Origin of the sequence: [Clostridium] aminophilum (assembly GCF_900101295.1) — a bacterium.
In the GTDB taxonomy this organism is placed as follows: domain Bacteria; phylum Bacillota; class Clostridia; order Lachnospirales; family Lachnospiraceae; genus Clostridium_R; species Clostridium_R aminophilum_A.
The window spans coordinates 1-23,439 of record NZ_FOIL01000020.1; the positions used below are offsets into that span (position 1 = coordinate 1).

At 49.9% G+C, this 23,439-nt stretch carries 17 protein-coding genes; 14 read left to right on the forward strand and 3 right to left on the reverse strand.

The annotated features are described in order from the left end of the window. Positions 1-422: 422 nt before the first annotated feature. The 8 genes from BMW41_RS06855 (at position 423) to BMW41_RS06890 (ending at position 13,476) form a co-directional block, all read left to right on the forward strand. Entirely contained in the window at positions 423-1,757 is a 1,335-nt protein-coding gene (locus BMW41_RS06855) for a condensation domain-containing protein (RefSeq protein WP_074649447.1), read from the forward strand. A gap of 14 nt (positions 1,758-1,771) precedes the next feature. Beyond that, positions 1,772-4,786 (forward strand): type I polyketide synthase, encoded by a 3,015-nt coding sequence (locus BMW41_RS06860; protein ID WP_074649448.1) that lies wholly within the window; start codon positions 1,772-1,774, stop codon positions 4,784-4,786. Further along, positions 4,786-6,945: an AMP-binding protein gene (locus BMW41_RS06865; protein WP_074649449.1), complete on the forward strand. Its 2,160-nt coding sequence runs from the start codon at positions 4,786-4,788 to the stop codon at positions 6,943-6,945. The genes BMW41_RS06860 and BMW41_RS06865 overlap by 1 nt, the downstream gene beginning before the upstream one ends. A 53-nt stretch (positions 6,946-6,998) precedes the next feature. After that, positions 6,999-7,742, forward strand: coding sequence for a thioesterase II family protein (locus tag BMW41_RS06870; RefSeq protein ID WP_074649450.1), 744 nt, complete (start codon positions 6,999-7,001; stop codon positions 7,740-7,742). A 12-nt stretch (positions 7,743-7,754) separates the two neighbouring features. Beyond that, positions 7,755-9,743, forward strand: a complete 1,989-nt coding sequence (locus BMW41_RS06875; RefSeq protein WP_074649451.1) for a non-ribosomal peptide synthetase — start codon at positions 7,755-7,757, stop codon at positions 9,741-9,743. Between the two features lie 12 nt (positions 9,744-9,755). Further along, a complete protein-coding gene (locus tag BMW41_RS06880; protein ID WP_074649452.1) occupies positions 9,756-10,457 on the forward strand; it encodes an ABC transporter ATP-binding protein in 702 nt (233 codons plus the stop codon). Next, on the forward strand, positions 10,457-12,757 hold the full coding sequence (locus tag BMW41_RS06885; RefSeq protein ID WP_074649453.1) for an ABC transporter permease: 2,301 nt from the start codon (positions 10,457-10,459) through the stop codon (positions 12,755-12,757). Before BMW41_RS06880 ends, BMW41_RS06885 begins: the two co-directional genes overlap by 1 nt. 71 nt (positions 12,758-12,828) lie before the next feature. Continuing rightward, positions 12,829-13,476: a 4'-phosphopantetheinyl transferase family protein gene (locus BMW41_RS06890; RefSeq protein WP_074649454.1), complete on the forward strand. Its 648-nt coding sequence runs from the start codon at positions 12,829-12,831 to the stop codon at positions 13,474-13,476. Here the strand turns inward: BMW41_RS06890 and BMW41_RS06895 are convergent. Both BMW41_RS06895 and BMW41_RS06900 read right to left on the reverse strand, forming a co-directional pair. Beyond that, positions 13,473-14,606, reverse strand: a complete 1,134-nt coding sequence (locus tag BMW41_RS06895; RefSeq protein ID WP_074649455.1) for an acyltransferase family protein — start codon at positions 14,604-14,606, stop codon at positions 13,473-13,475. The genes BMW41_RS06890 and BMW41_RS06895 overlap by 4 nt on opposite strands. Positions 14,607-14,689: 83 nt before the next feature. Next, positions 14,690-15,244: a dihydrofolate reductase gene (locus BMW41_RS06900; RefSeq protein ID WP_242870305.1), complete on the reverse strand. Its 555-nt coding sequence runs from the start codon at positions 15,242-15,244 to the stop codon at positions 14,690-14,692. Between the two features lie 323 nt (positions 15,245-15,567). Here BMW41_RS06900 and BMW41_RS06905 point away from each other — a divergent pair, with 323 nt between their 5' ends. The 6 genes from BMW41_RS06905 to BMW41_RS06930 all read left to right on the forward strand — a co-directional run bounded on the left by BMW41_RS06905 (position 15,568) and on the right by BMW41_RS06930 (position 22,311). Continuing rightward, positions 15,568-16,455 (forward strand): sulfide/dihydroorotate dehydrogenase-like FAD/NAD-binding protein, encoded by an 888-nt coding sequence (locus BMW41_RS06905; RefSeq protein ID WP_074649456.1) that lies wholly within the window; start codon positions 15,568-15,570, stop codon positions 16,453-16,455. Beyond that, positions 16,455-17,846 (forward strand): NADPH-dependent glutamate synthase, encoded by a 1,392-nt coding sequence (gltA, locus tag BMW41_RS06910; RefSeq protein WP_074649457.1) that lies wholly within the window; start codon positions 16,455-16,457, stop codon positions 17,844-17,846. The genes BMW41_RS06905 and gltA overlap by 1 nt, the downstream gene beginning before the upstream one ends. Before the next feature lie 357 nt (positions 17,847-18,203). Beyond that, positions 18,204-19,421: a class I SAM-dependent rRNA methyltransferase gene (locus BMW41_RS06915; protein WP_074649458.1), complete on the forward strand. Its 1,218-nt coding sequence runs from the start codon at positions 18,204-18,206 to the stop codon at positions 19,419-19,421. Between the two features lie 118 nt (positions 19,422-19,539). After that, positions 19,540-20,799, forward strand: a complete 1,260-nt coding sequence (locus BMW41_RS06920; protein WP_074649459.1) for an NERD domain-containing protein — start codon at positions 19,540-19,542, stop codon at positions 20,797-20,799. Positions 20,800-20,948: 149 nt separating this feature from the next. Then, positions 20,949-21,674, forward strand: coding sequence for an acetolactate decarboxylase (locus tag BMW41_RS06925; protein WP_074649460.1), 726 nt, complete (start codon positions 20,949-20,951; stop codon positions 21,672-21,674). A gap of 121 nt (positions 21,675-21,795) precedes the next feature. Continuing rightward, entirely contained in the window at positions 21,796-22,311 is a 516-nt protein-coding gene (locus BMW41_RS06930; protein ID WP_074649461.1) for a cyclic nucleotide-binding domain-containing protein, read from the forward strand. A gap of 11 nt (positions 22,312-22,322) precedes the next feature. Here BMW41_RS06930 and BMW41_RS06935 read toward each other — a convergent pair whose 3' ends face one another. Next, positions 22,323-23,426: a reverse transcriptase domain-containing protein gene (locus BMW41_RS06935; RefSeq protein ID WP_177171182.1), complete on the reverse strand. Its 1,104-nt coding sequence runs from the start codon at positions 23,424-23,426 to the stop codon at positions 22,323-22,325. Positions 23,427-23,439: the final 13 nt, after the last annotated feature.

The following is a 23,439-nucleotide window of genomic DNA, read 5'->3' on the forward strand; positions in this document are numbered from 1 at the left end:
AATCCGGGCAGTGTATTGGAAACAATGGAAAAAGGTGCGAACGAGGTACAAGATGCTGAGGGCGCTACACTTGCCAGAATGGAAGGTACATGAACTGGCTAACTGTAGAAAAGGCACATGGAGAGCGGCGATGATGCTAAACACAGCGCTTACCAAAACGATAATAGTGGTCAGACTCGGATATCCATCCTTATCAGCCCACTATCTAAAAGTTCGTGTAAACTATTGAACCGCCGTATACCGAACGGTACGTACGGTGGTGTGGAAGGGGAGTGTCAAATCTCCCCTATCCGATTCAAAAAAATATTTTGTTTTAAAGTATTGAATTCGACAATTTACGGTGATATAATCCTGAACATTACAGTTAGTATAAGCTAATTAAAAACATTGAATTACAAATGACTAACCAAAGAAAGGAAGATATGGAAAAATACGAGATCAGTTCTCTGACCATGATGATGGCCATGACCCACTACTTTGGGCAGACAAGAGAAGACAAGGCGACCATGAATATTCCGTTTGTGATGCATCTGAAGGGGGAGTTTGACAAAAAGAAGCTGGAAGATGCCCTTCAGAAGATTCTGTCCACCAAAATCATGAACACCTGGTTTTCCGTGGAGGATAACCGGTTCTTTGCCAATGAAAAGGAATATGTGCCCTATGTTCTGGAAGACGAGGACGTGGAGGGAGATACTCTGGAGGAGAAACTTCAAAAGGTGGCGGCAATTGCCAAAGAACTGACGGTTCAGCCGCTTGCACTGTTTGAGAAAGACCAGCGACAATATTTCTTTAAAGTCTATAATCTGCAGGAGGATTACCACATCCTGTATATGTCCGTACATCACGCCTTTCTTGATTTTGGTTCGATCATGATCGCTCTTAAATCTCTGTATTCTGTTTACAACGGCGGAGAAGTTCTGTTCGAGGGGAGTTCGGAATTCTCGAAATTTATGGGAGAAGAAATTGAGTTTCTCAAGTCTGAGGGGGCAGCTCATGAGGATGCTTACTGGGCAAAAGAACTGCAGGGCGCAAAACCGGTTGATTTCAGTAAACTTCCGGTTCAGACAAGAACGGATATCAACCCGGACGATCTCATGATTATCTTTGAAAAGTCCGAACTGAAAGAAATGGCGGAAAAATTCCGGACCAGCGTGTTCAACATCATGATGCTCATTGCGCATATGGCGATTGCGAAGACCAATGATTCGAATGATACCATGACCCAGTATGCAATTTCCAACCGTCCGGACGCGGAATACCGTTATACTCTCGGCTGTATTACGAGAATGCTGACCAACCGGGCAATCTTCGATGATGACATGACGGTCGGTGAGCTCAACAAGCTGATGAGAAAAAAAATCGGCGACGGATATCAGAATCGGCATGTGGCAGGAAAGACGCCGCTTGGCTCTATTCCGTATGTTGTCGCATATGAGGACCTGGATGATCTGGATGTACTGCCTTATTTTAACGGGGAGCCGGTTCAGATGGATTATGTACACATTGCGAGAACTATGGAATTCCTCTGCATTCTTCTCATTCCCATCGGATTTGATAAGCTTTCCATCGGAGTCATCACGGATGTTGCAAGATTCGGAGAACATGCCGAAACGTTTTTGCGCAACGCGCAGCTTGCGTTCCGGTTCCTGAAAAATTATCCGGACAGGACCTTTGGTGACTATATGCGAAAGGACGTTACGCTGGATACCATGGAACTTCTTGATCAGGAAGAAGGATATGAGCTGATCGCGATTTAAGGGGGACGAAGAAGATGCGGTATAAAGACATTGCGGTGATCGGCATGAGCGGAAGATTTGCTTTTGCATCCGATCTTTCTGAATACAGAGAAATCCTGAAGAGAAAAACCTGTGCCATCAGGGAACCGGAGATTGCAAGACTGGATCTTATGAACGCAGATCATGAAGCGCATTACATGAAATGCGGTTACATCAGAGATATTGATAAATTCGACAATGAGTTTTTCGGCGTGACGGACAGAGAAGCGAGACTGATGAGCCCCGAACAGAGGCTGTCCCTTGAAATGGCAGCGGGAGCGATCCTGGATGCCGGATATTCTCTTCAGAGTTTCCGGGGAAAGAACTGCGGGGTATTTGTCGCAGACGGAGAAAGTGACTATAACCGGTTTGTAAAGAAGCAGTCATCCGCTTCGGTTATCGGAAGTCAGAGTTTTATGCTGAGCGGGCAGATCGGATACCACCTCGGCCTTCAGGGAGAGAACGTCTCCATCAGTTCCGGTTGTTCTTCCGCGCTGATCGCCATCCATAACGCCTGCGAGAAAATGACCCTTGGGGAAATTGACAGCGCGATTGTCGGAGGCGTGATCCTGTATGTGGATGTTCCGAAAGCCAGAAACAATATGTATGACACGCTGGGTATCATGTCGCCGGATTATACCATCCGATCTTTCGGAGAAGGTGCCAACGGCACTGTCTGCGGAGAAGGCGGGGGTTACATTTTGCTGAAACCATTGGAAAAAGCCAGAGAGGACGGTGACCATATCTACGGCGTGATCCTGGGCGGTGCGGTAAATGGCGACGGTGCGCTCTGCACCAGCGTTTCCATGCCGAGCATGGAACAGCAGAAAAACGTTCTCCTGAAGGCGTGGGACAGCGTTGATGCGGATCAGCTGACGGAACTGGAGGCCCATGGAATCGGGGCGCCGGTAGGGGATGCGGTGGAGATCGAGAGCATTACCGATGCCCTGAAGGAAAAAGGACTGGACAAAAAAACGATTCGTCTCAGTACCGCAAAAGCGAATATCGGACATCTCTTCTCCCAGTCCGGAATGGCTTCCATCATCAAGGTCATGACAGGATACGAGCATCAGGAGACGTATCCCATCGCCGGGCTGAGAAAACTCAATCCACTGATCCGGTTTGATGAAACTTCTCTGATGCCGGAACAGGAGGTGTATCACTGGGAGAAAAATACACCGAGAATGACCGGAATCAGTTCCTTTGGGCTGAGTGGCTGCAATGCGCATCTGGTCGTGAGAAATTATGTCGATGAGGAAAGAATTGAAAAGAGATCCGATGTCAACCCGCCGGCGGTCCTTAAGATATCGGCCAGAACGGAAGCTGCCTTTGAAAAGATGAAGAGAAATATCGTCGATGCGCTGGATGATACAGCCCGGCTGACGGATATGATCTATACACTGAATGCCGGAAGAGACGATTATGGTTTCCGTTCAGTGGTTCCGTTCCATGATGTGACCGATCTGAAAAACCGGATCGAGAATGCAAAACCGGTGAAGGTTTCAGAGGGAAAATGCAAAGTGATTTTCGTGGTAAAGACCTGCGCTGATTCCGATATCCAAAGGAAACTGGATATTTACAAAAAACTTCTTGCCATGGGAATCAAGAGCAGCACGCTCCTTGTGGATAAGGTGTTTGCCGCAGCGGTGAAGCACGAGGAAGGAAAGATCGGGACGGAAGAGTTTGCGACAATTCGCCGTGAGGCGGACTACCAGACCGGTTATGAGAAATTCTATCAGCAGATCCGAAGCAAAAACAGGGGAAATAAGCTTCTCCTGATCGATTTTACCGATGACAGGGGAATGTCCGTTTTTGAGTCGGAAGACAATATCGATGTGTTCTTTGTCTCGGAAAGAGAGGAACTTGGCCGTCTTGTGAAATTCTGGTACGAGACCGGGCATTCCGTAAACTGGGAAGGCTGTTATGAGGGATTCGGCTGTCGAAGAGTATCCGCTCCCGGATACCCATTTGAGGACAGAAGACACTGGGCGGAAATGAAAACCGAAGAACAGCCGGTGAATGCGGCTGCAGCATCGTTGAATGTGCAGGGTGTTGCCGCTCCGGCGGGGCCGGCAATCGCTGTGCCGGGTGTGCCGGCGGACGCACCGCAGACGTTCCTGCCGCAGAAAAAGGTTTTCCTTCTGAAATCGGCAAAAAATGCCGACGTGGATCTGAATCTCTTTCCGTACATCGATTCGTCGTTCCGGGAGAGTTTTACCCCGGTTTCGGGAGACATTGATGCCGATTATAAACTTGCCATGCTTAAGTTTGTTGAGAAAAAGCATATCGTTCCGGATGTGATCGTGGCGGATAAAAACGGACGTTCCATTCTTGGCCTCAAACAGGGAAGAATCAGTGAATCGCGTTTCCGGGCGAACCTTGCGGGATCAGCGGAACCTTCCGGAGAAGATGATTCGAAGGCGATCCGTGCAATCGAAGAACTGGCAAAAGACAGCGCCGTAACGGTCTTTGATTTCGGTGACGGAACCCTGAAAGGGCATGTATTCCGGGGGGCGGTGAGAATCGTAACACTGCGGAATGAGAATGAACTGCAAAACTATCTGGAACACCCGGACTGGATGGTTCCGGTAAAAGGAATTGGAACAGAGAATGAATTTGTTCCGGTAACCGTGCAGAGTGCGTACTCCGCTGAGATTCTGGCCCCGGCGGTTCCGTGGAGCGAAGGAGTCAAAAAGAAATCTGTGCCTGGCATCACAGGTACCGCATCTGCGGACCTTACCGGTGAAGACGGGAAGCCGGCATCAAAGAAAAAAAGTGCGGAAGTTCTCAGTGCGGAGGAGTTTCTGGAGGAAGCCTGGAGGAAGGCGTTTAATCTTGACGGCAGCATCGGACATGACGAAGACTTCTTCTCATTGGGCGGGAATTCCCTGATCATGCAGTCCATGTCGGATGAGATCAATGAGCATTTTCATAAAAAGTTCGACATATTTGAAATCTACGATTATGAGACCATCGAGAAACTGGCAGTAAAGATCCTGGAGGCAGTCTGATGAAGACATTGACAGAGGTTTTAACGGAAACATTTCACGACAGAAAAGATAAGGTGGCCATCCGGACCAAAAAAGAGACCGTGACCTACGGAGAACTCTGCGAAGAAGTGCCGGTTCTGGCAGGATATCTACGCACCATTGGAGTCCGAAAAGGAGACCGGATCCTTCTGGAAGCGGTGTCTGAGCCGTCCTATATCCTGTTCTATCTGGCGCTTCAGCGGATCGGCGCCGTAACCGCGCCGGTGGAGCGGGGAATAAAGACAGAGACACTCGATTACCTCGCAGATCTCCTGGACGCCTCGATGTACTTTTCCAAAAACGATAGGAGAACGGTGAAAGGAAAGCGCAGATATTATGAGGAGATGCGAAAGGAGGCGGCAAAGTGGAACTGTGCCGTTTCGTATGAACGGCCGGAAGACGACTTCATCAGTGAGATCATTTTTACCACCGGTACCACCGGAAAGCCGAAAGCAGCCATGCATTCCATTTCCGGAATGATCTGCAATACAGGAAACACGGTGAATGGAATCGGAATGCGGGAGGAGGATGTTGTTCTCCTGCCGCTTCCCCTGAACCATTCTTTCGGAATGCGTGTGTTGAGATCGGCTCTTTGGGTCGGCGCTACCGTGGTTCTTCAGAGCGGTGCCATCTTTGCGGATTCACTGAAAAACAGTATCCGGTCCTTCGGCTGTAATGCCATGGCATGCGTATCGGCAACCATGGAGTCCGTGCTTCGGGAGATCGGAGAGGAAGGCGTCAGAGAAGTTTTCGGAGGACTTCGTTACATTGAGTTCAGTGCGGGAGCGGTTCCGGTAAGCATGAGAGAAAAACTTCTGGAACTTCTGCCGGACACCGAGATTCACAACACTTGGGGATCTTCCGAGACCGGCGGTTGTCTTTTCCTCAACCTTCATGATCATCCGGAAAAGATTCATGCGGCGGGAAAGGCTCTGGATCACATTGAGCTTGGCATCTATTCCGATGAGGAGGAAACATATCTGGACGGCGTTGGCGAGAAGAATACCGGCAGACTTGCCATCCGGGGCGAGATGATCTTTAAGGGGTATTTTGGACAGGATGATGTTTATCGGGAGTCGGTTCAGAATGGATGGCTGATCACGCAGGATCTGGTTTACCGGGATGAAGACGGTTACTACTACATTCTCGGCAGAGCAGATGACGTGATCAACATGGGCGGTGAGAAGGTGGCCCCCTCCGAGATAGAAAATGCGCTGTTTGACTGCGGGGAAATCAATGGATGTGCCTGCATCGGAATACCGGATGAGGAGGGAGTTCTCGGTGAGGTTCCAATGCTTTTGTATGTACTTTCCGATGGGGCGCATATGGATGAAGAGACCATTAACCGGCTGGTTACCGGCAAGGTGGGCGTGTTCCGGGCTCCCAAAAAGTATCTTGAAGTAAAGAGCATTCCGAAAAATTACATGAAGAAGACGGACCGCAGGGGACTGAAGAAAGCATACAGAGAAAACGGTGTGGAGGGGATTGCCGGTTTTTGCAGATCCTATGCGGAAAACGCGGCGAACACCGCTTCCGGCGTGGCAGAAAGAAAAGGAGAGAAAGCGGATCGGAAAAACGGTTTTGACGGTGCCGGAGGTCAGGCGTATGATCTGAACAATTCCGTCATCCGGACGATTCTGGGGAGAAAGAGCAGACGGAAATTCACAGAGGAGAAGGTTCCGGAAGACGTCATCGATATGCTGGTCCGGGTGGGAAAATCAGCTCCTTCCGGAAAGAATCTTCAGACCAGAAGATTTACCGTGATCCGGAATCCGCTGGAGATTCAGAGACTGAAGAAAATATGCGGGGAAACAGCGGAAAGAAAGCATACATCCTTTCATGGTTTTGAAAATCCGCCGCTCCTCATCCTGATCTCCAATGACAGAAGGAACCGGGACGGGGTGCAGGATGTGGGCGTTGCGGCAGAAAATATCATGATTGCAGCAGAGTCCTGTGGGTTTGGCAGTGTATGGCTGAATCCGCTCATGGATATCTCGGATGAACCGGAGATAAGGCAGCTCCTGGATGAATACACGATTCCGAAAAACCACATTGTATGGGCCGTGATGGCAGTGGGAATTCCGTCTGAGGAACCGCCGGAATTCTATCGAAAACCGAATGAAGTTTATTATGTTTCGTGACGGAAGGCTCAGGGGGAGCTGCTATTTCATTTCACGTTCGGGAGGGACACAAAATGTCCGCAAAAGATAAATGGATGTACAGAAGTACGGGGGCCGGAAATGCCAGATACAGACTCTTTTGTTTCCCCTATGCGGGAAGCGGGGCGTCCATGTACGCGGGGCTTGGCAAATATATCGACGAAGAGATCGAGGTCTGCCCCATTCAGCTTCCGGGGAGGGAAAATCGCAGGAATGAGTCTCTTTGCTCGGATGTGGAGAAGATCATTTCTGAACTCTGTGATGCCATGAAGGATCTGTTGGATAAGCCCTTCGGAATTTTCGGGTACAGCATGGGCGGAATTCTTGCCTATGAGCTGACTGCAAAACTCTACGAACGGTTTCATGTAAAGCCGGTGAGACTGTTTATGGCGGCCTCCTCCATTTTTCGGGAAAAAAAGCCGGTGGAGGTCAGCAGCATGAATGAGCATCAGCTGGTGACCTATATGAGAAAGTCCAATGGTGTGCCGGAGCGTGTGATTGCGGATGAGTTCCTATGGAAGAATTATGAGCCGATCATTGTCAATGATTACAAGCTTATCGAGAATTATCGGTTTTCGTATCACAAGGTGCAGTGTGGGATTGTCGCATTTGCCTCCCGGGAAGACCGGGAGGTTAAATATCGCAATATCAGACTGCTGAAGTACTTTGCACCGAAATTTGAACTGTATCCGATGAGCGGAAATCATTTTTTTATCAGAGAGGAATCCAGGCGGATCGGGGAGATTGTTTCAAGAGAAATGGAAAGTTGTTCAGCATAAAGGAAAAGGTTTATGAACGAGAGGTTTGACACGCTGATCCATTGTATGGGGAACTGGCGTGATAACGATAAACGGATCCGCAGTATCGGACATGACGGAACAGTCAGGGAAATCACTTATCGTACATTGGCGGAAAGGGCGGAGTCAGTCGCCGGCGAACTGAGACGGAGCGGACTTAAGAAAGGCGAAAGAGTCATTGTGGATTTCCGGGACAGCATCGGTCAGCTTGCAGGAATCTGGGGAGTGATTCTTTCGGGAGGATGTGCGGTTCCGCTGGCGTTCCCGCAAGTGGGAGAGTATATCGAGGGAAGACAGGAAACGCAGCGCTTAAAGGATGTTTTGGATATCAGCCGAGCGGAGTATCTTTTGACCGGTGAGGAGGAAAACAGAAGCATTTCTCCTTACGTCAGCCGGCGTGTTCGGATGGTTTTCGCTCCCGGAACCGGGTCCGGATGGAGCGGTGCCGGAAGGAAGAATGGGATGTTAAAGGAATCGGTTCCGCAGGACGTGATGCCGCATGCCGCGGATATCCGTGCGGACGATCCGGCCCTGATTCTGTTCACCTCCGGCAGCACGGGAAAACCCAAAGGCGTCGAAATGACCCATCGGATGGTGATGGAAAGCTGCATGGAAAATATTCGCTTTTTCGGACTGACAAACGAAACGGTATTTCTCAATTGGCTTCCGTTAGAACATATCGCGTCGCTGATGCTGCTTCATATGGGGGCCGGTGTTCTGGGCGCGGAGCAGATCCATGTCAATACCACCTATGTTCTTTCTGACCCAAAACGGCTTTTGGAATATTTTTCCAAATACCGGGTGAGCATGAGTTTTGCACCGAATTTTTTCTTCCGGCTGCTTCTGGAGAAGGAAAGAGAAATTGAAGCGGAGGATCTTTCCCTCAAAAGGATGGAATGCCTGATCGATGGCGGAGAGGCCATTGACGGGAAAATGACGGAACAGTGCCTTGTGCTGTTAAACCGGAAAGGTTTACGGAGATCGGCGCTGATTCCGGGCTGGGGCATGACGGAACTTTGTAACGGTGCGATCTATAATCCTGATTTCGGAAAGGTGAAAAAAGGGAGCCTTGTCTCCATCGGAAGACCGGTGGACGGGCTGGAAGTCCGGATCGTAAAGGACGGCGAAAATGTAATCGGCGATGGCGTCGAAGGCATGCTTCAGGTTCGGGGACAGTGGGTGCTGACTTCTTATCTGGGAGAAACGGACGAGGAACACCGGAAGCATTTTGACGGGGAATGGTTTATCACGGGAGATCTGGCAGAGCGAAGGGACGGAGAACTCATTATTACCGGGAGGGAATCGGATATCTATATCCTGAACGGAGAAAACTATAGTATCGGTGCGATTGAAAACAGTGTGAGAGATTTTCTGGCGGAATCCGACCGGGATGATCCGCAGTGCATCCTCAAAGTTCTGACGGTGAAGAATCAGAAAAATGCCGCAGATGAACTGATCCTGTTCATTTCCAAAACGGATGAAGAGGATCAGGACCGGAGGGAGACGGCAGAAGAAGCGATCCGCTCCGGGATGTCCCGGGTATACGGTTTTTCCTTTCAGCGGATTCTCTGGCTGGAAAAAGAGGAATTCCCTGTGTCATCCATCGGAAAGATCGATGGAAAGACTCTGAGGAAAAATTATGCCGACGGAATCTACGATATCGCTACTGAGAAGATTCCGGAACGGTGGAAGGGGCGGAAACTGAGTGATGAGGAGAATCTTCTTCTGTTTATCTATTCGGATGTTCTCGACATGGATAAAAATTTCATATCGCTGGAGGACGATTTTTTCTCTCTGGGAGGAAATTCCCTGAAAGTTCCGTCAGTGCTGGATAAGATCCGTCTCACACTGGGAGTGAATGTCAGTGCGGCGGAACTGGTAAAGTATCCGACTATTGTCGGGCTTCTTCGGCATATTCACGAAAAAACAGAGGATCCCTGCGTCATGCCGGAGGAAGAGGATGAAGAGATGGTTGTTTTGTAAGGAGTTTGCAGCATGAGTTTTATTGAGTTTAAAGATGTTGTCAAAGTGTACGGCAGTGAAGAGAACAGACAGTATGCCGTGAATCACGTGAGTTTCAGTCTGAATGAAGGCGAGTTTGCGGTGATCCTCGGACAGTCGGGAGCCGGAAAGTCCACCGTGCTGAATATGCTTGGCGGTATGGACAGCCCCACGTCGGGAGAAATCCGTGTGGATGGCAGAGTTATTTCCGGAATGAAGGATAAGGCACTCTCGGATTACCGTGCGACGGATATCGGCTTCATTTTCCAGTTTTACAATCTGATCACCTCGATGACGGCATATGAGAATGTGGCGCTGACGAGAGATATCGTTCCGGAAGCCCTGAATCCGGAGGAGATGCTGAAACTTGTGGGACTGGAAGAAAAAAGGAATAAATTTCCGACGCAGATGTCCGGCGGCGAGCAGCAGAGAGTTTCCATTGCCCGGGCCCTTGCCAAAAACCCAAAATTTATTTTGGGGGATGAGCCCACCGGAGCGCTGGACAGCGAGACCGGAAAAGAAGTACTGAGATTGATCCAGAAAATGTGCAGAGAAAAGAACAAGACGACAATTCTTGTTACACACAATGAGAACATTTCAAAGTGCGCGGATAAAGTTTTTCGGATGAAAGACGGAAAGATCGTTTCGATTGAAGTAAACGAGCATCCCATGGACGCCGGGGAGGTGGAACTCTGATGCTTTTCAGAAAAATGCTTCGGGATTTCAGGGGCCATGCCGGTCAGTTCCTGTCCATCATTATTCTTACATTTATTGCGATGAGTTTCTTCTCCGGCGTTGCCAGCGAAGTCGAAGGTGTGGAAGCGGCCAGAACAAGATTTGAATCCGAGGCAGAACTGGGGAATGGCTGGATCTTCGGGGATGATTTTACATCCGGTGATCTCGGAAAACTAAATGAGATCCACGGGATCAGCAACGCCCAGGGAAGACGATATGAGGAGATCCATGGAAGTGACGACACCCTTCTCTATCTCTATTTCCAGCATGCTGATCTTATCAACAGGCCGCTGGTGCTGGAAGGCGAAGCATATGATCCGGAGGATTCCGAGGGAATCTGGCTTTCCGCAAGATTTGCGGCGGAACAGGGAATTCACGTCGGAGATGACTATTCGGTATCAGCGGAAGGAAAGGAACTCCGTCTTCGGGTGAAAGGCCTCATCTGGCAGCCGGAATATGAGTACTATAAAAATGAAGTAGATCTTGAACCGGATTATCATGACACGGGATATGCCTTCGCTTCCATGAAGGTGCTTTCGGAAGAAACAGCCTTCAACCAGATTGTTTTTAGAAGCGATGCGGAAAAAGTCAGCATGCTGGAAAAGGATATCCGGAGCGTTCTCGGAGACCGGTATAATGTTTTGCTGGACCGAAGCGGCATCACCAATCTCACCATGCTGGATGACGAGATCCGTCAGCACCGGATGATGTCCGTGATGTTTCCGGCATTTTTTGCGGTCATCGCGATACTCACGACGGTGGCTACCATGTCGAGAATTGTAGACCGGCAGCGCACCCAGATCGGAACCATGAAAGCTTTGGGATTGAAAGAGCGGAAGATTTATATGCATTATCTCGGATATGGTCTGGTTCCATCCCTGATCGGAACGCTTCTCGGACTGATCGTGGGACCGGTATCGCTTTCTCCGGACCTCTTTGCAATGAAGTTTTACATGGATTCGTCTACCGAATACATGCTTCCGGAGTTCCCGCTGGTGATCCCGTGGTATTTTCCGGTATTCGGTGCACTGATGGTTCTTGCCTGCGTGACAGCCACCTGGCTCAGCTGCCGGAAGATCCTTGCCATAAGGCCTGCGCAGGCCTTGAGGCCGGCGCAGCCGAAGAGCGCAAAGAAAATGTTGCTGGAAAGAATGTACTTCTGGAAAAAACTCAGTTTTACAACCCGGTATAATCTGAGAGACGTCTCCCGAAATAAGGTGAGAACCCTCTTCGGAATCGCCGGAACCTTCTCCTGTATGGCACTTCTTCTGTGTGCCTTTGCGTCCAGAGCGGATTTCAAGGGCGCGATCGAAGACCTGTATGTAAAAAAACTGATGAACAATTCGGCCATGATCACACTGGAAAAAGATACCGATATCCGGGAGTCGGAACGGCTTCGTGATAAGGTGAACGGGGAACTGGTCATGTCCGATACGGTTGAGCTTCGCACGTCGGAGAGTGCGGACAGGAGAACATTCCATATGAATGTCTATGAAGATGGCCGGATCTGTAATGTTCTGGATCTCGACTTCCGGACGTCAAAGATCGGCAGTGAAGATTTTACTCTGACCTATAAGGCGGCAGAAAGCCTTGGCGTTTCCGTCGGCGACACTGTGGAGTGGCACATTTACGGTTCTGCCGGATGGAAAACGAGCCGGGTGACTGCCATCACGAGAGCGCCCTTTGAGCAGGGAATTGTGGCAGGAAGAAAAGCAGTGGAGGCGGCGGGATATTCCTTTACGCCCACAAGACTCCTGACACAGGAGGATGTGACGGAAGCTCTGAAGGCGGAATCGCCGTACATTGCGGATGTTACCACGAGAGAAGGCTTATCGTCGGCGTTGGATCATTATATGGAACTGGTGAACATGGTGATGGCGTTTATGCTGGTGTTTGCCCTTCTTCTGGTGTTTGTGGTTCTCTACAGCCTTGGGCTTCTGAGTTTTGAAGAGAGAGAAAAGGAGATTGCGACACTGAAGGTGTTGGGACTTTCCTCCCGGAGCCTTGGCAGGCTGATGCTGCAGCAGAACATCTATGTGGCACTCATTGGAGCGCTTCTGGGTATACCATTGGGGAAAATGATGCTGTCTGCGCTGGTGAATTCTCTGGGTGACTCCATGGATATTCCGACAAAGTGCAGCCCCGGATACATTTTCCTGGCGTTTGCAATCACCTTTACCGTGTCGGTGATGATCAATCAGCTGTTCTCCGGGCGGATCCGGAAACTGAATCTGGTGGAAGAGATCAAGGCGGCAGAGTAACATGGCCGACAGGTGTGATCAGGGCGACGGAATAACGTAATCAGTGCGGTGTAGATCAAGGCGGCAAGTAAATGATATATGTGGTGGAGGCAGACTTTGCGCATCTGAATATTTCTCTGGAGGAATGGATGCCGCTTCTGAATCCGCAGAGACAGGAGAAGGCGATGCAGTACCGGTTCTATAAGGACCGGGCGCTGTGTGTCTTCTCCTGGCTTCTCTTGCGATTTTCTCTGAAGAAGGAGTATAGGATCACGGAAATGCCGGAGTTTGAATATTCCGAATACGGAAAACCAAAGTTATCCGGTTCAGAGATCCGGTTCAATCTGTCCCATTGTGATACCGCAGTGGCCTGTGGGGTAGACCGGAAAGAAATCGGCGTGGATGTGCAGGATTTTTCGCCGCTCCTTCATGGGGTGACAGGCCGGTTTTTGACGCAGAGGGAGAAGGAGGAAGCCGAATCGATCCGGGAGGAAGAGTTGAAATGCAAAGAACTGGCGAGGATGTGGAGCCTGAAGGAGGCATACGGAAAATATCTGGGCGTGGGACTGCAGTATCCGGCGGAAAGGACGGATTTTAGCGGAATTCGATGTGACGGAAGATGGCAGGAGGCGGAGGAACTTCGGGTGATGTCACGGAGATTTCAGCACTGCGCGCTGGCGGTATGTTCGGAGAACGAGATGGTATGTCGAAAGATTCGTTTGGAAGAAATATTGGGTTAATGGTATTTCTTTTTTATTTGGTCAAGCACTGTTCCGGACAGTGTCGGGATCAGTACGCCTGCAACAATGTAGACCGGAGTGAGAAAATGAAAGCCGACGGGCAGGCTGGAAAGACCATCCGGTGACGCATGCAGAATCAGTCTGCAGTAAAGAAGATCGATCATCTTAAATACAGCAAAATGCAGCGCCATGATATCGAAGGAGTACTTCCCGAACGCTGCCATCATGTTGGACAGAGGCCGGAGAAGACGGTGCTTCTCAAGAAAGTCGGCAAGGCTGAGAACGTGATAGGCACCCACCAGCGAAAAGAGATAGTAGAGTACGCCCGGAATGTTCAGAACGGCGATATTGACCCGGCAGCCGATTCTCTGCATGATTTCAAGGAAAACGCCGCTGACAATCCATCCGGGGAGGAACATGAATTTCCGATAGTCCGGCCGATATTTTTGAACCATCCATGCCATCCAGTAGAGCGGGACGGCAAGAGCCGCGGCATGCATATTCAGAGGCAGAGTGACAGCTCCCGCTGCAAGCAGAAGACCGAGAAGACCGAAGAACATTGCGAAAATGCCGGCGGACAAGGATGCACAGCATCGGAGTTTGGCCGGTTTCTCCGCGGCAAAATCAGAACAGGTCTCCGCCCTGTCTCTTGCCGGAGCACAGTCATTCGCGGAAGGAGCGCGGTTAAACTTGGCAGACAGCGCATTTCCCGCCCACACGCAGCCGCCGAAGAGTGCCGCGGAGGTGATCCAGACCGGGACAAACCACAGGGCACCGTGAAGCGGTTCCGGGCACTGGAAGGTGACGGAGGTGAATATGGAACCCAGTATCTGCGGGAGGGAATAGATCGGCTGATCCCGATAAATCCCGTGGGTCACGCAGAAGTTATGGATCAGGGCGAAAAATGCCGTGTATACCATGTATCTTGGCCAGACGCCGCGGACGCGGGCCGCAAAATATCCCCAGGGATTACCGGCATATTTTTTTTCGTTGTATAGAAAGCCGGTTATAAAAAAGAAGAGAGCCACATGGAAGAGATAGAGGAACCGGTGGGCGAGCCCTGTATGGCCGATTACGATGGCAAGGATGCCGATTCCCTTTACGATATCCCAGTAAGGAGAGCGATTCATATTTTTGTCCTCCAGGCTCAAGCAGACAAGCTTGCTTGTCTATTTGAGCCGTCAATCAAAGTTTGAAAGTTTTCTTTCAAACTTTACTCCTCCTCCGGTTTAACATACAGCCGGTAGTGGTAGATCAGATCAAATGCGGTCTGCTCGTCGGATTCATTTTCCAGCTTCCAGCCCTCTTTTTCCAGATCCACCATGAAGGTGTCGGCGTCATAGGTGTATTCGACCCGGGTGATCAGCGCCTGGTCGCAGTACGGAAGAAACTGACGGTAGATCTCGCCGCCGCCGATGATGACGACGTCCTCGTCGCCGAGATCATTTTCCTTTTTCAGCCGGTCAATGATGTCCAGCGCTTCTTCGAGATCCGATACAACATAGGCGTCTTTCGGATTGAAGGAAGGATTCTGGCTGAGAATGACATTGAGTCGGCCCTCGAGAGGACGCATGGCCCCGAAGGTCTGAAAGGTCTTGCGGCCCATGACCACGATCCGCCCCATGGTGGCGCGACGGAACATCTGCATATCTTCCGGTATGGTGACGAGCTGGCGCCCGTCCTTGCCGATACCCCATTGCTGGTCAACGCAGGCGATCATCGCAAAATGACGGCCCGTTTTTCCTGTGGAATCAATATTTTTAAACATGGTCTGAACCTCTTTCTTTCCGGGAATTAATAATCGTCGGACAATATTCTTCCATAACCAAAACGTTATATGATATAGAAATGAGGAATGATAAGATTCTGTCGGATTTCACAAAACTGTGTTATAATAGCGACGTTATCTATAATCACTTGGATTAGGAAGCATTTTGCCGTTCACTATTATAGGGGAAAATGCGTTCGAAGGAAATACCGCGCGGGGCAAAAATCCGCGGATTGTTTTCCGGAAAACGCAGAAAACGGGGAAAGGCGGCTGGAAACTCTACGGAGAGGAAACGATGCATCCGAAAAACAGGAGGAAAATCAATGTTTGAGATTCTTAAGGCGGAAAAGCTGGCCGAGCGAATCTTTCGTCTCGTAGTCAAAGCACCGAATGTCACTCATGCATGTCAGCCGGGAGAATTTGTCATTGTCAGACCGGATGAGAAGGGGGAGCGTGTTCCGTTTACGATCTGCGATTTCGATCGTGAGGCGGAGACACTGACTCTGGTTATCCAGACGGTCGGCGCGACCAGCGAGAAGATGAGCAGATACAAGGCCGGTGATCATTTCGCAGACATCGTAGGTCCGCTCGGCAATCCGTCCGACTTTGTGACGGAGGATATCGAGGAAGTGAAAAAGAGACGGTATCTCTTTGTGGCAGGCGGTCTCGGAACCGCTCCGGTTTATCCGCAGGCAAAATGGATGCACGATCACGGCATTGAGTGTGATGTCATCATCGGCGCAAAGAATAAGGATCTCCTGATTTATACAGAGGAAATGAAGTCGGTCGCAAACCTCTATATTGCGACGGATGACGGCTCCGAGGGCTTCAAGGGAATGGTTACCGCACTGATCGAGGATCTTGTGAAGAATCAGGGAAAACACTATGATGTGTGCGTTGCGATCGGTCCGATGATCATGATGAAGTTCTGCTGCATGACAACCGAAAAACTCGAAATCCCGACCATTGTCAGCATGAACCCGATTATGGTGGACGGAACCGGAATGTGCGGTGCCTGTCGTCTCACCGTCGGTGACGACGTGAAGTTCGCATGCGTGGACGGACCGGAGTTTGACGGCCATAAAGTGAACTGGGATGAGGCAATGGAGCGTCAGCAGCTCTATAAGACCCAGGAGGGAAGAGCGATGCTCAAGCTGAAGGAAGGCGATACCCATCACGGCGGCTGCGGACAGTGCGGAGGTGAAGACTAATGGCAGATATGATGAAGAAAGTACCGGTACGTGAGCAGGACCCGCTGGTGCGCGCAAAGAATTTTGAAGAGGTCTGCCTCGGATACAATGAAGAAGAAGCAAAGGCAGAGGCGGAGAGATGTCTTGACTGCAAGAATCCGCGCTGTGTTCAGGGATGCCCGGTGAACATCGACATTCCGGGATTTATCCGTGAGATCAAAAACGGCGACATTGCGGCAGCCGGCCGTGTCATCGCAGAGTCCTCCTGTCTTCCGGCAGTATGTGGTCGTGTATGTCCGCAGGAGACCCAGTGTGAGGGCGTCTGCGTCCGCGGAATCAAGGGCGAGGCTGTTTCCATCGGAAAGCTGGAGCGTTTCGTTGCGGATACCAATCGCGCAAACGGCGGTGTTGAGGCGGCAAAGGCTCCGGCCAACGGAAAGAAAGTTGCAGTCATCGGTGCCGGCCCGTCCGGCCTTTCCTGTGCCGGCGACCTGGCAAAGAAGGGGTATGACGTGACGATCTTTGAGGCACTCCATCAGCCGGGCGGCGTACTGACCTACGGTATTCCGGAGTTCCGTCTGCCGAAGTCAAGAGTCGTTCTTCCGGAGATCGAGGAAGTGACAAAGCTTGGCGTAAAGATTGAGACTGATGTGATCATCGGCAAGTCCGTCACGATTGACGAACTTCTTGAAGAGAGAGGATATGACGCGGTATTTATCGGATCCGGCGCAGGCCTTCCGAAGTTCATGGGAATTCCGGGTGAGAACGCCCTCGGCGTATTCTCCGCAAACGAGTTCCTGACCAGAAACAACCTCATGCGTGCATATCTGGATGAGTACGATACTCCGATCATGATGCCGAAGAAGTGTGTTGTCGTCGGCGGCGGAAACGTGGCGATGGATGCGGCGAGAACCGCTCTTCGTCTTGGTGCGGAGACACATATCGTATACCGCAGAAGTGAGGCAGAGCTTCCGGCGAGAGTCGAGGAGGTTCATCACGCAAAGCAGGAAGGCATTATTTTTCAGCTTCTGACCAATCCGGTGGAGATCCTGACTGACGAGAAGGGCTGGGTTCGCGGAATCCGTGTCATCAGGATGGAACTCGGCGAGCCGGATGAGTCCGGAAGAAGAAGACCGGTGGAGGTTCCGGGATCCGAGTACGAGATTGAGTGCGATGCGGTCATCATGTCCCTCGGTACTTCTCCGAATCCGCTGATCTCCAAGACCACTAAGGGTCTGGAGATCAACCGCAGAAAGTGCATCGTTGCCGAGGAAGAGACCGGCGCGACCAGCCGCAAGGGCGTATTTGCCGGCGGTGACGCGGTAACCGGCGCGGCAACCGTTATTCTGGCGATGCAGGCCGGCAGAGCGGGCGCGAAGGGAATCGATGAGATGCTCAGCGGAAAGAAATAAGCAGCGGGAACCGCGATAGAAAAGATAAGACCAGTCCGGTCGGTGCAGAAATGCACCGGCCGGGCTGTTTTTATTTCATAGGAAATTTCTCCGAAATTCGCCAAGCGTGCTGTATCTTGTTCTTACAAAGCACAATGTATGAACCTGTGATGAGATTGTTTTGCAGAAAAGGCACAGATGTAGTAAACTCTATGGAATGAATGCCGGTTTTTACGAATGGGAAGATGCTTCGCGTATGGCACAGATTCAGAAACCGAAATGCCGGAGTGTGAAGAGGATTGGTAAAAATCCGGAGACAAATACGGAAAGAAAGGAATATGGTGATTTTGTCACAAAAAGCACCATTGAAGAATGAATATGGCAGAATCTTTGGTAAAAGACGGAAAGGTGATTCTGAAGAAAGGTGAAGGAAGAACCATCAAGTCAGGCGGTGCATGGGTGTTTGACAACGAGATCGCATCCATGGAAGGAAACTTTGAGGATGGTGATATTATCCAAGTAGAAGATTTCGATGGCTTCTTCCTTGGATACGGTTTTATCAACAGCCGGTCCAAGATCCGTGTGCGGATGCTCTCACGCTGGAGAAAGGAGCCGATCGACGCGGACTTCATCCGGGAGAGAGTGAGAAAAGCATGGGATTACCGCAAAAAAGTGATTGACACCTCCTCCTGCCGTGTGATCTTCGGCGAGGCAGACTGGCTTCCGGGAATTGTGGTTGATAAGTACGAGGATGTCCTTGTGGTCGAGTCCCTGGCTCTCGGCATTGACCGTCTGAAGATGATGATTCTGGACGATCTGAAAGAATGCCTTGCGGAAGACGGAATCCGAATCCGCGGTATTTATGAGAGAAGCGATGCGCCGGTCCGCCGGAAAGAGGGACTTGCTCCGGTGAAGGGATTCATCGGGGAGGAATTTGATCCGAATGTGGAAATCTGCGAAAACGGTGTGAAGTATATCGTTGATGTCGCAAACGGACAGAAAACCGGATTTTTCCTGGATCAGAAGATGAACCGTCTGGCGATGCAGCCGCTCTGCAGGGGAGCGAAGGTTCTGGATTGCTTTACCCATATGGGAACCTTTGCCCTGAATGCCGGACTCGGCGGTGCAAGGGAAGTCACCGGGGTGGATATCTCTGAGTTCGCGGTGAAAGAGGCGGAGCGGAACGCGAAGCTGAACGGTCTGGATCAGACGGTGAAATTTGTATGTGCGAATGTTCTGGATTATCTTCCGGAACTGGAAAAAAAGGGAGAGAAGTATGATGTCGTAATTCTCGATCCGCCGGCATTTACCAAATCCAGAGAGGCGACCAAGAATGCGATCCGCGGCTACCGCGAGATCAACATGAGAGGACTGAAACTCGTGAAGGACGGCGGCATTCTTGCAACCTGCTCCTGCTCACATTTCATGACGCAGGAACTCTTCACAAAGACCATCGCCGAGGCGGCAAGAAGCGCACACAAGCGCCTTCGCCAGCTCCAGTTCAACACACAGGGACCGGATCATCCGATCCTCTGGGGCGCGGGTGATTCGTATTATCTGAAGTTCTATATCTTTGAGGTAAGCGACGAGAAGTGATATATATGACGGTGAAAAGAGTCTGAAAGTGCATGCAGCACTTTCGGGCTCTTTTCATGAATATCACCATTGTTCTGTGTTATACTTGAAATATATGATGGACCGGAGGAACAGAACAATGGCATTATTTGAACGTCCAGAAGTGGTGATTCTCAAAGAATCAAGTGATGCAAAAGAGTACCTTGAAAAACTGTTGGATTTACAAAACGAGGTACAGAAGGACACTCCGTTATATAAGAAAATTGAAAAGGAAATAGCTGTCGTAAAGGCCGGAATCGCTGGAGAAGACAGAATTATGTTTGAACTGAAGAACAGCGGTATGAATCTGGTGGTTCTTCATGATATATGTCTGGTCGATCCGGAGGGAAATACAGCACAGATTGATTTCATTGTACTGACTCCGTACGTAACGGTCTTTATTGAATGTAAGAATCTTTATGGAGATATTGAGATCAACTCAAGAGGGGATTTCATTCGAACCTTTTCCTATAATGGTCACAGATTCAAAGAAGGTATCTACAATCCGGTCACACAGAACGAACGCCATATGCTGGTGTATAAAAACTGTCGGTCGGCTAATAAAGGCAAGTTTGTACGCTGGGGATTTGAATTTTACTTTCAGCGCTACAATAAATCGCTGGTTGTACTGGCAAATCCGAAGAGCCTGATTAATGACCGCTATGCTCCGAGAGAACTTGACGGAAAAGTGATCCGGGCGGATCAGCTGATCAATACGCTTAGGCAGATGAAATCGGATGTAAAATCCAAAAAAAAGGAATTGTTGGACTTTGGCAACAGTATTCTGGAGATGAATCGGGCAGACCGGACGGATTATCTTGCGAAATTCGTTGAGCTCAAAAACGCTGTGGAGCATGATCCCACGAATCAGGAAGCGGAAGAAATTATAAAATCACGTTCGGTGGACGGAGAGATAGAAAATACAGCAGAGCATAACGGCTCAGAGAGCGAAGTGACAGGAATCGAAGTATCCGCGAACGGAAAGATACCGTCCGGGGGGATAGAAAACGAAGTCACAAAGATAGATGGGGCAGAAACGGGGGAATTAAAGACTGTAGCGGCAGAAACGGAGTCCGAAGAATACGACGCTACTGCGTGCGGGGCAGCAGAGGCAGATGAGCACTCAAATCCGGATTCCGGCAGTAATGTATTGCAGCCATCGTCCCTCGAGGGAAATGTTTTGGAAAGAGATATTGCAAAGAATGCAGACGCCGTCAGAATCTGTCCAAGATGCGGCAATCGGCTTGTGATGAGGACCGCAAAACGAGGCAGTTATCAGGGAAATCATTTCTGGGGCTGCTCCAGTTATCCCAAATGCAGATACATTGAGAATTTGCCATCTGGACAGAATGAAGGGTAAAACATATTCTCCCGGAATAATCCCGTAATAGAAACGAGATTTATTATGGCTGTTGAATCTCAGGATTTCCAAAGGAATTACGCATCGTTATGCACATCATCGAAGTATCATTTCCATCGCAACAGACGGATGATAAAAGAGGAGGACATATGAACGCAATCAAAATGTTTCAGGTTTCCACACTTCAGGCGCTGATGCTGGGATATTCCAGACCGGTGATCACCGTGGAAGAGCTGTTGAAGCACGGTGATACGGGCCTTGGGACTTTTGAGGACGTGGACGGGGAAATGATCGTTCTGGACGGCGTCTGCTACCGGGCAACCGAAGACGGAACGGTTGTGGTCGCGGATTCCGCAAAGGGTGTTCCGTTTTCGGCGGTCTGTCATATGAACCGGAGCCGCACCTTCGAGATGGGAGAGGCCCGGTGCGCCGCTGAACTGAAGTCGGAGCTTAACAACCGGATCGAAGAGGGATTCGGACTCAACAGTATGCATGTGATCCGGATTGATGGAGAGTTCCCGATGATTGACGCGAGGTCGGAGTCATCTTACCGTTCCATGCATGTGTCGCTGAAGACGATTTTGTCCAAAACGCAGAAATCCTTCTGCTTTGAGAATGTGAAGGGATCTCTGGTCTGTGTGTATTATCCGGATTATATGGACGGGATCAATGCGGCCGGCTGGCATTTTCACTTTGTGTCGGATGACCGGAAATGCGGCGGACATGTCTTTGAGATTGCAATGAAGCGTGGTACGGCATTTCTGGATAAGATTAATTCCATCGAACTGAAACTCCCGGACGAGCCGGTGTTTGACACATATTCTCTGAAGAACGCGTCCGAGAGCGAGATCAAACAGGTGGAGCAGGGAGAGTAACAAAGCGGGCGAACAGAAGAAACGGGAAAAACAGCAAAAACGGGAAAAACAGCAAAAACGGCAAAGGAATTCCGGGACGGACCGGAGATTCCGGAGCGAATCGGCGGATGGGAGAAACGATATGGGTCAGGAAGCAACAGGCGGAAATATGCGGAAATTTTGCGACGGAGAAGTGATTTTCCGCGAGAATGAAATCAATCCGTATATGTATAAAGTGCTGAAAGGGAAAGTTGCGCTCTATGTCAATTATGAAGAGGAGCAGGAAAATATTCTCGGAATTCTGGGCACGGATAAATTTTTCGGTGAGGTTTCCATGCTCACCGGCAAACCGCAGGTTTATACCGCGGTCGCCATTGAGGATTCTCTGATTCTGAAAGTGGGAGAGGCGCAGCTGGAGCAGTTTCTGATCGATAACCGGGGCAACACACTCGGAATCATGAAGAGCATGGCGCAGGTGATTCTTACCCAGAATACGAACATTTCCCTCCTGATGGAGGATATGAAGACCATTCTGAAACAGCTTCCGGAGGAGATAAAGACGGATTCCCGGATCGAGATGACGATCCGTCAGTATCAGCTGAAATATATGGTAAACGGTTCTTCCGCGGCGGAGCTTATGGTGAACAAAAAGGCGTAAGCAGATCCCGTTCAGCGTTCGAAATGGTAGTATTCATGGACCAGACTTCGGTACCCCATTTTCTGGAGGTCCCGGTAGCGGAGCCGATAGCGCTTTGCGGAAAAGGAACCGCAGTATACATAGCGGATTGCCTCCTGTGCGTAGTGGTCCATTTCCTTTAAGGATGCGATGGTGTTAATGACCGGGAAAATCCATCTGCTCCAGCTGAGTTCATTGCTTCCCGCTTTGCCGAAAAAAAGATTATTGCAATAGACGGTCATCTGAACAGCCGCTTCCCGGTCGGTCAGATGCCGTTCTTTTTTTGCGAGAATCAGCCGCTTGCTGTGCATGCGGATTTTGCGCAGAAGTTTTTGCCTGGAATGATCGGCAATGTCGAGGATTCCCTGATTCAGGGAATAACCGAGAATGTCCACCTGTTCTCCCGGTTCAATGAGACGCATTTTTTCCGGATTGACCGTCAGATGTTTTTCCTTCAGGACGGATTGAAAAAAAGAGATATACCGCTCTGCCTCTGCGCGGTTTTCGGCAAAGATGATCAGATCATCCGAATAACGGCAGTAGAGCGGAGAGTGGCATTCATAATACGTATCCAGATCCATGAGACAAACATTCATCAGAAAATTGGAGAGCGGATTGCCGCCGAGAATTCCTGGTTCGCATTTTACAAGGGAACCGTCTCTTTCGATACACTCCCGCCGGAGCAGTAAAAACTCATAGAGGGAATACATTCCGGGATCATTTTGAAAGATCTTTTTTAACTGCGGAAGAATCTGTTCCGGGACAATGGAAGACGCATAACTGGAGATATCTGCCTTGACGATGTAATACTTCCGGGTGTCCGGACAACGCAGCAGCTTTCGGATAAAATCGTGTGCATTCATTTTGGAACGGAAAGAATAGAGACAGGGGGAAAAGATCGAGTCATAATCCCGCAGAAGATAGCAGAGCAGACTCAGGAGATATTTTTCCGTACCGTACCATACATAGATGTCCCGTTTGCGCTGGCTGAAATCTTTGGGAATTCGAAAATGCTGCGGCGCGGAAAAGAAAAATTCTCCGCGCTTTAACCGGTTCAGATCATTTTCTACAGCGCTGCTTCGTATATAAGAAGCCATTTCATCATATTCT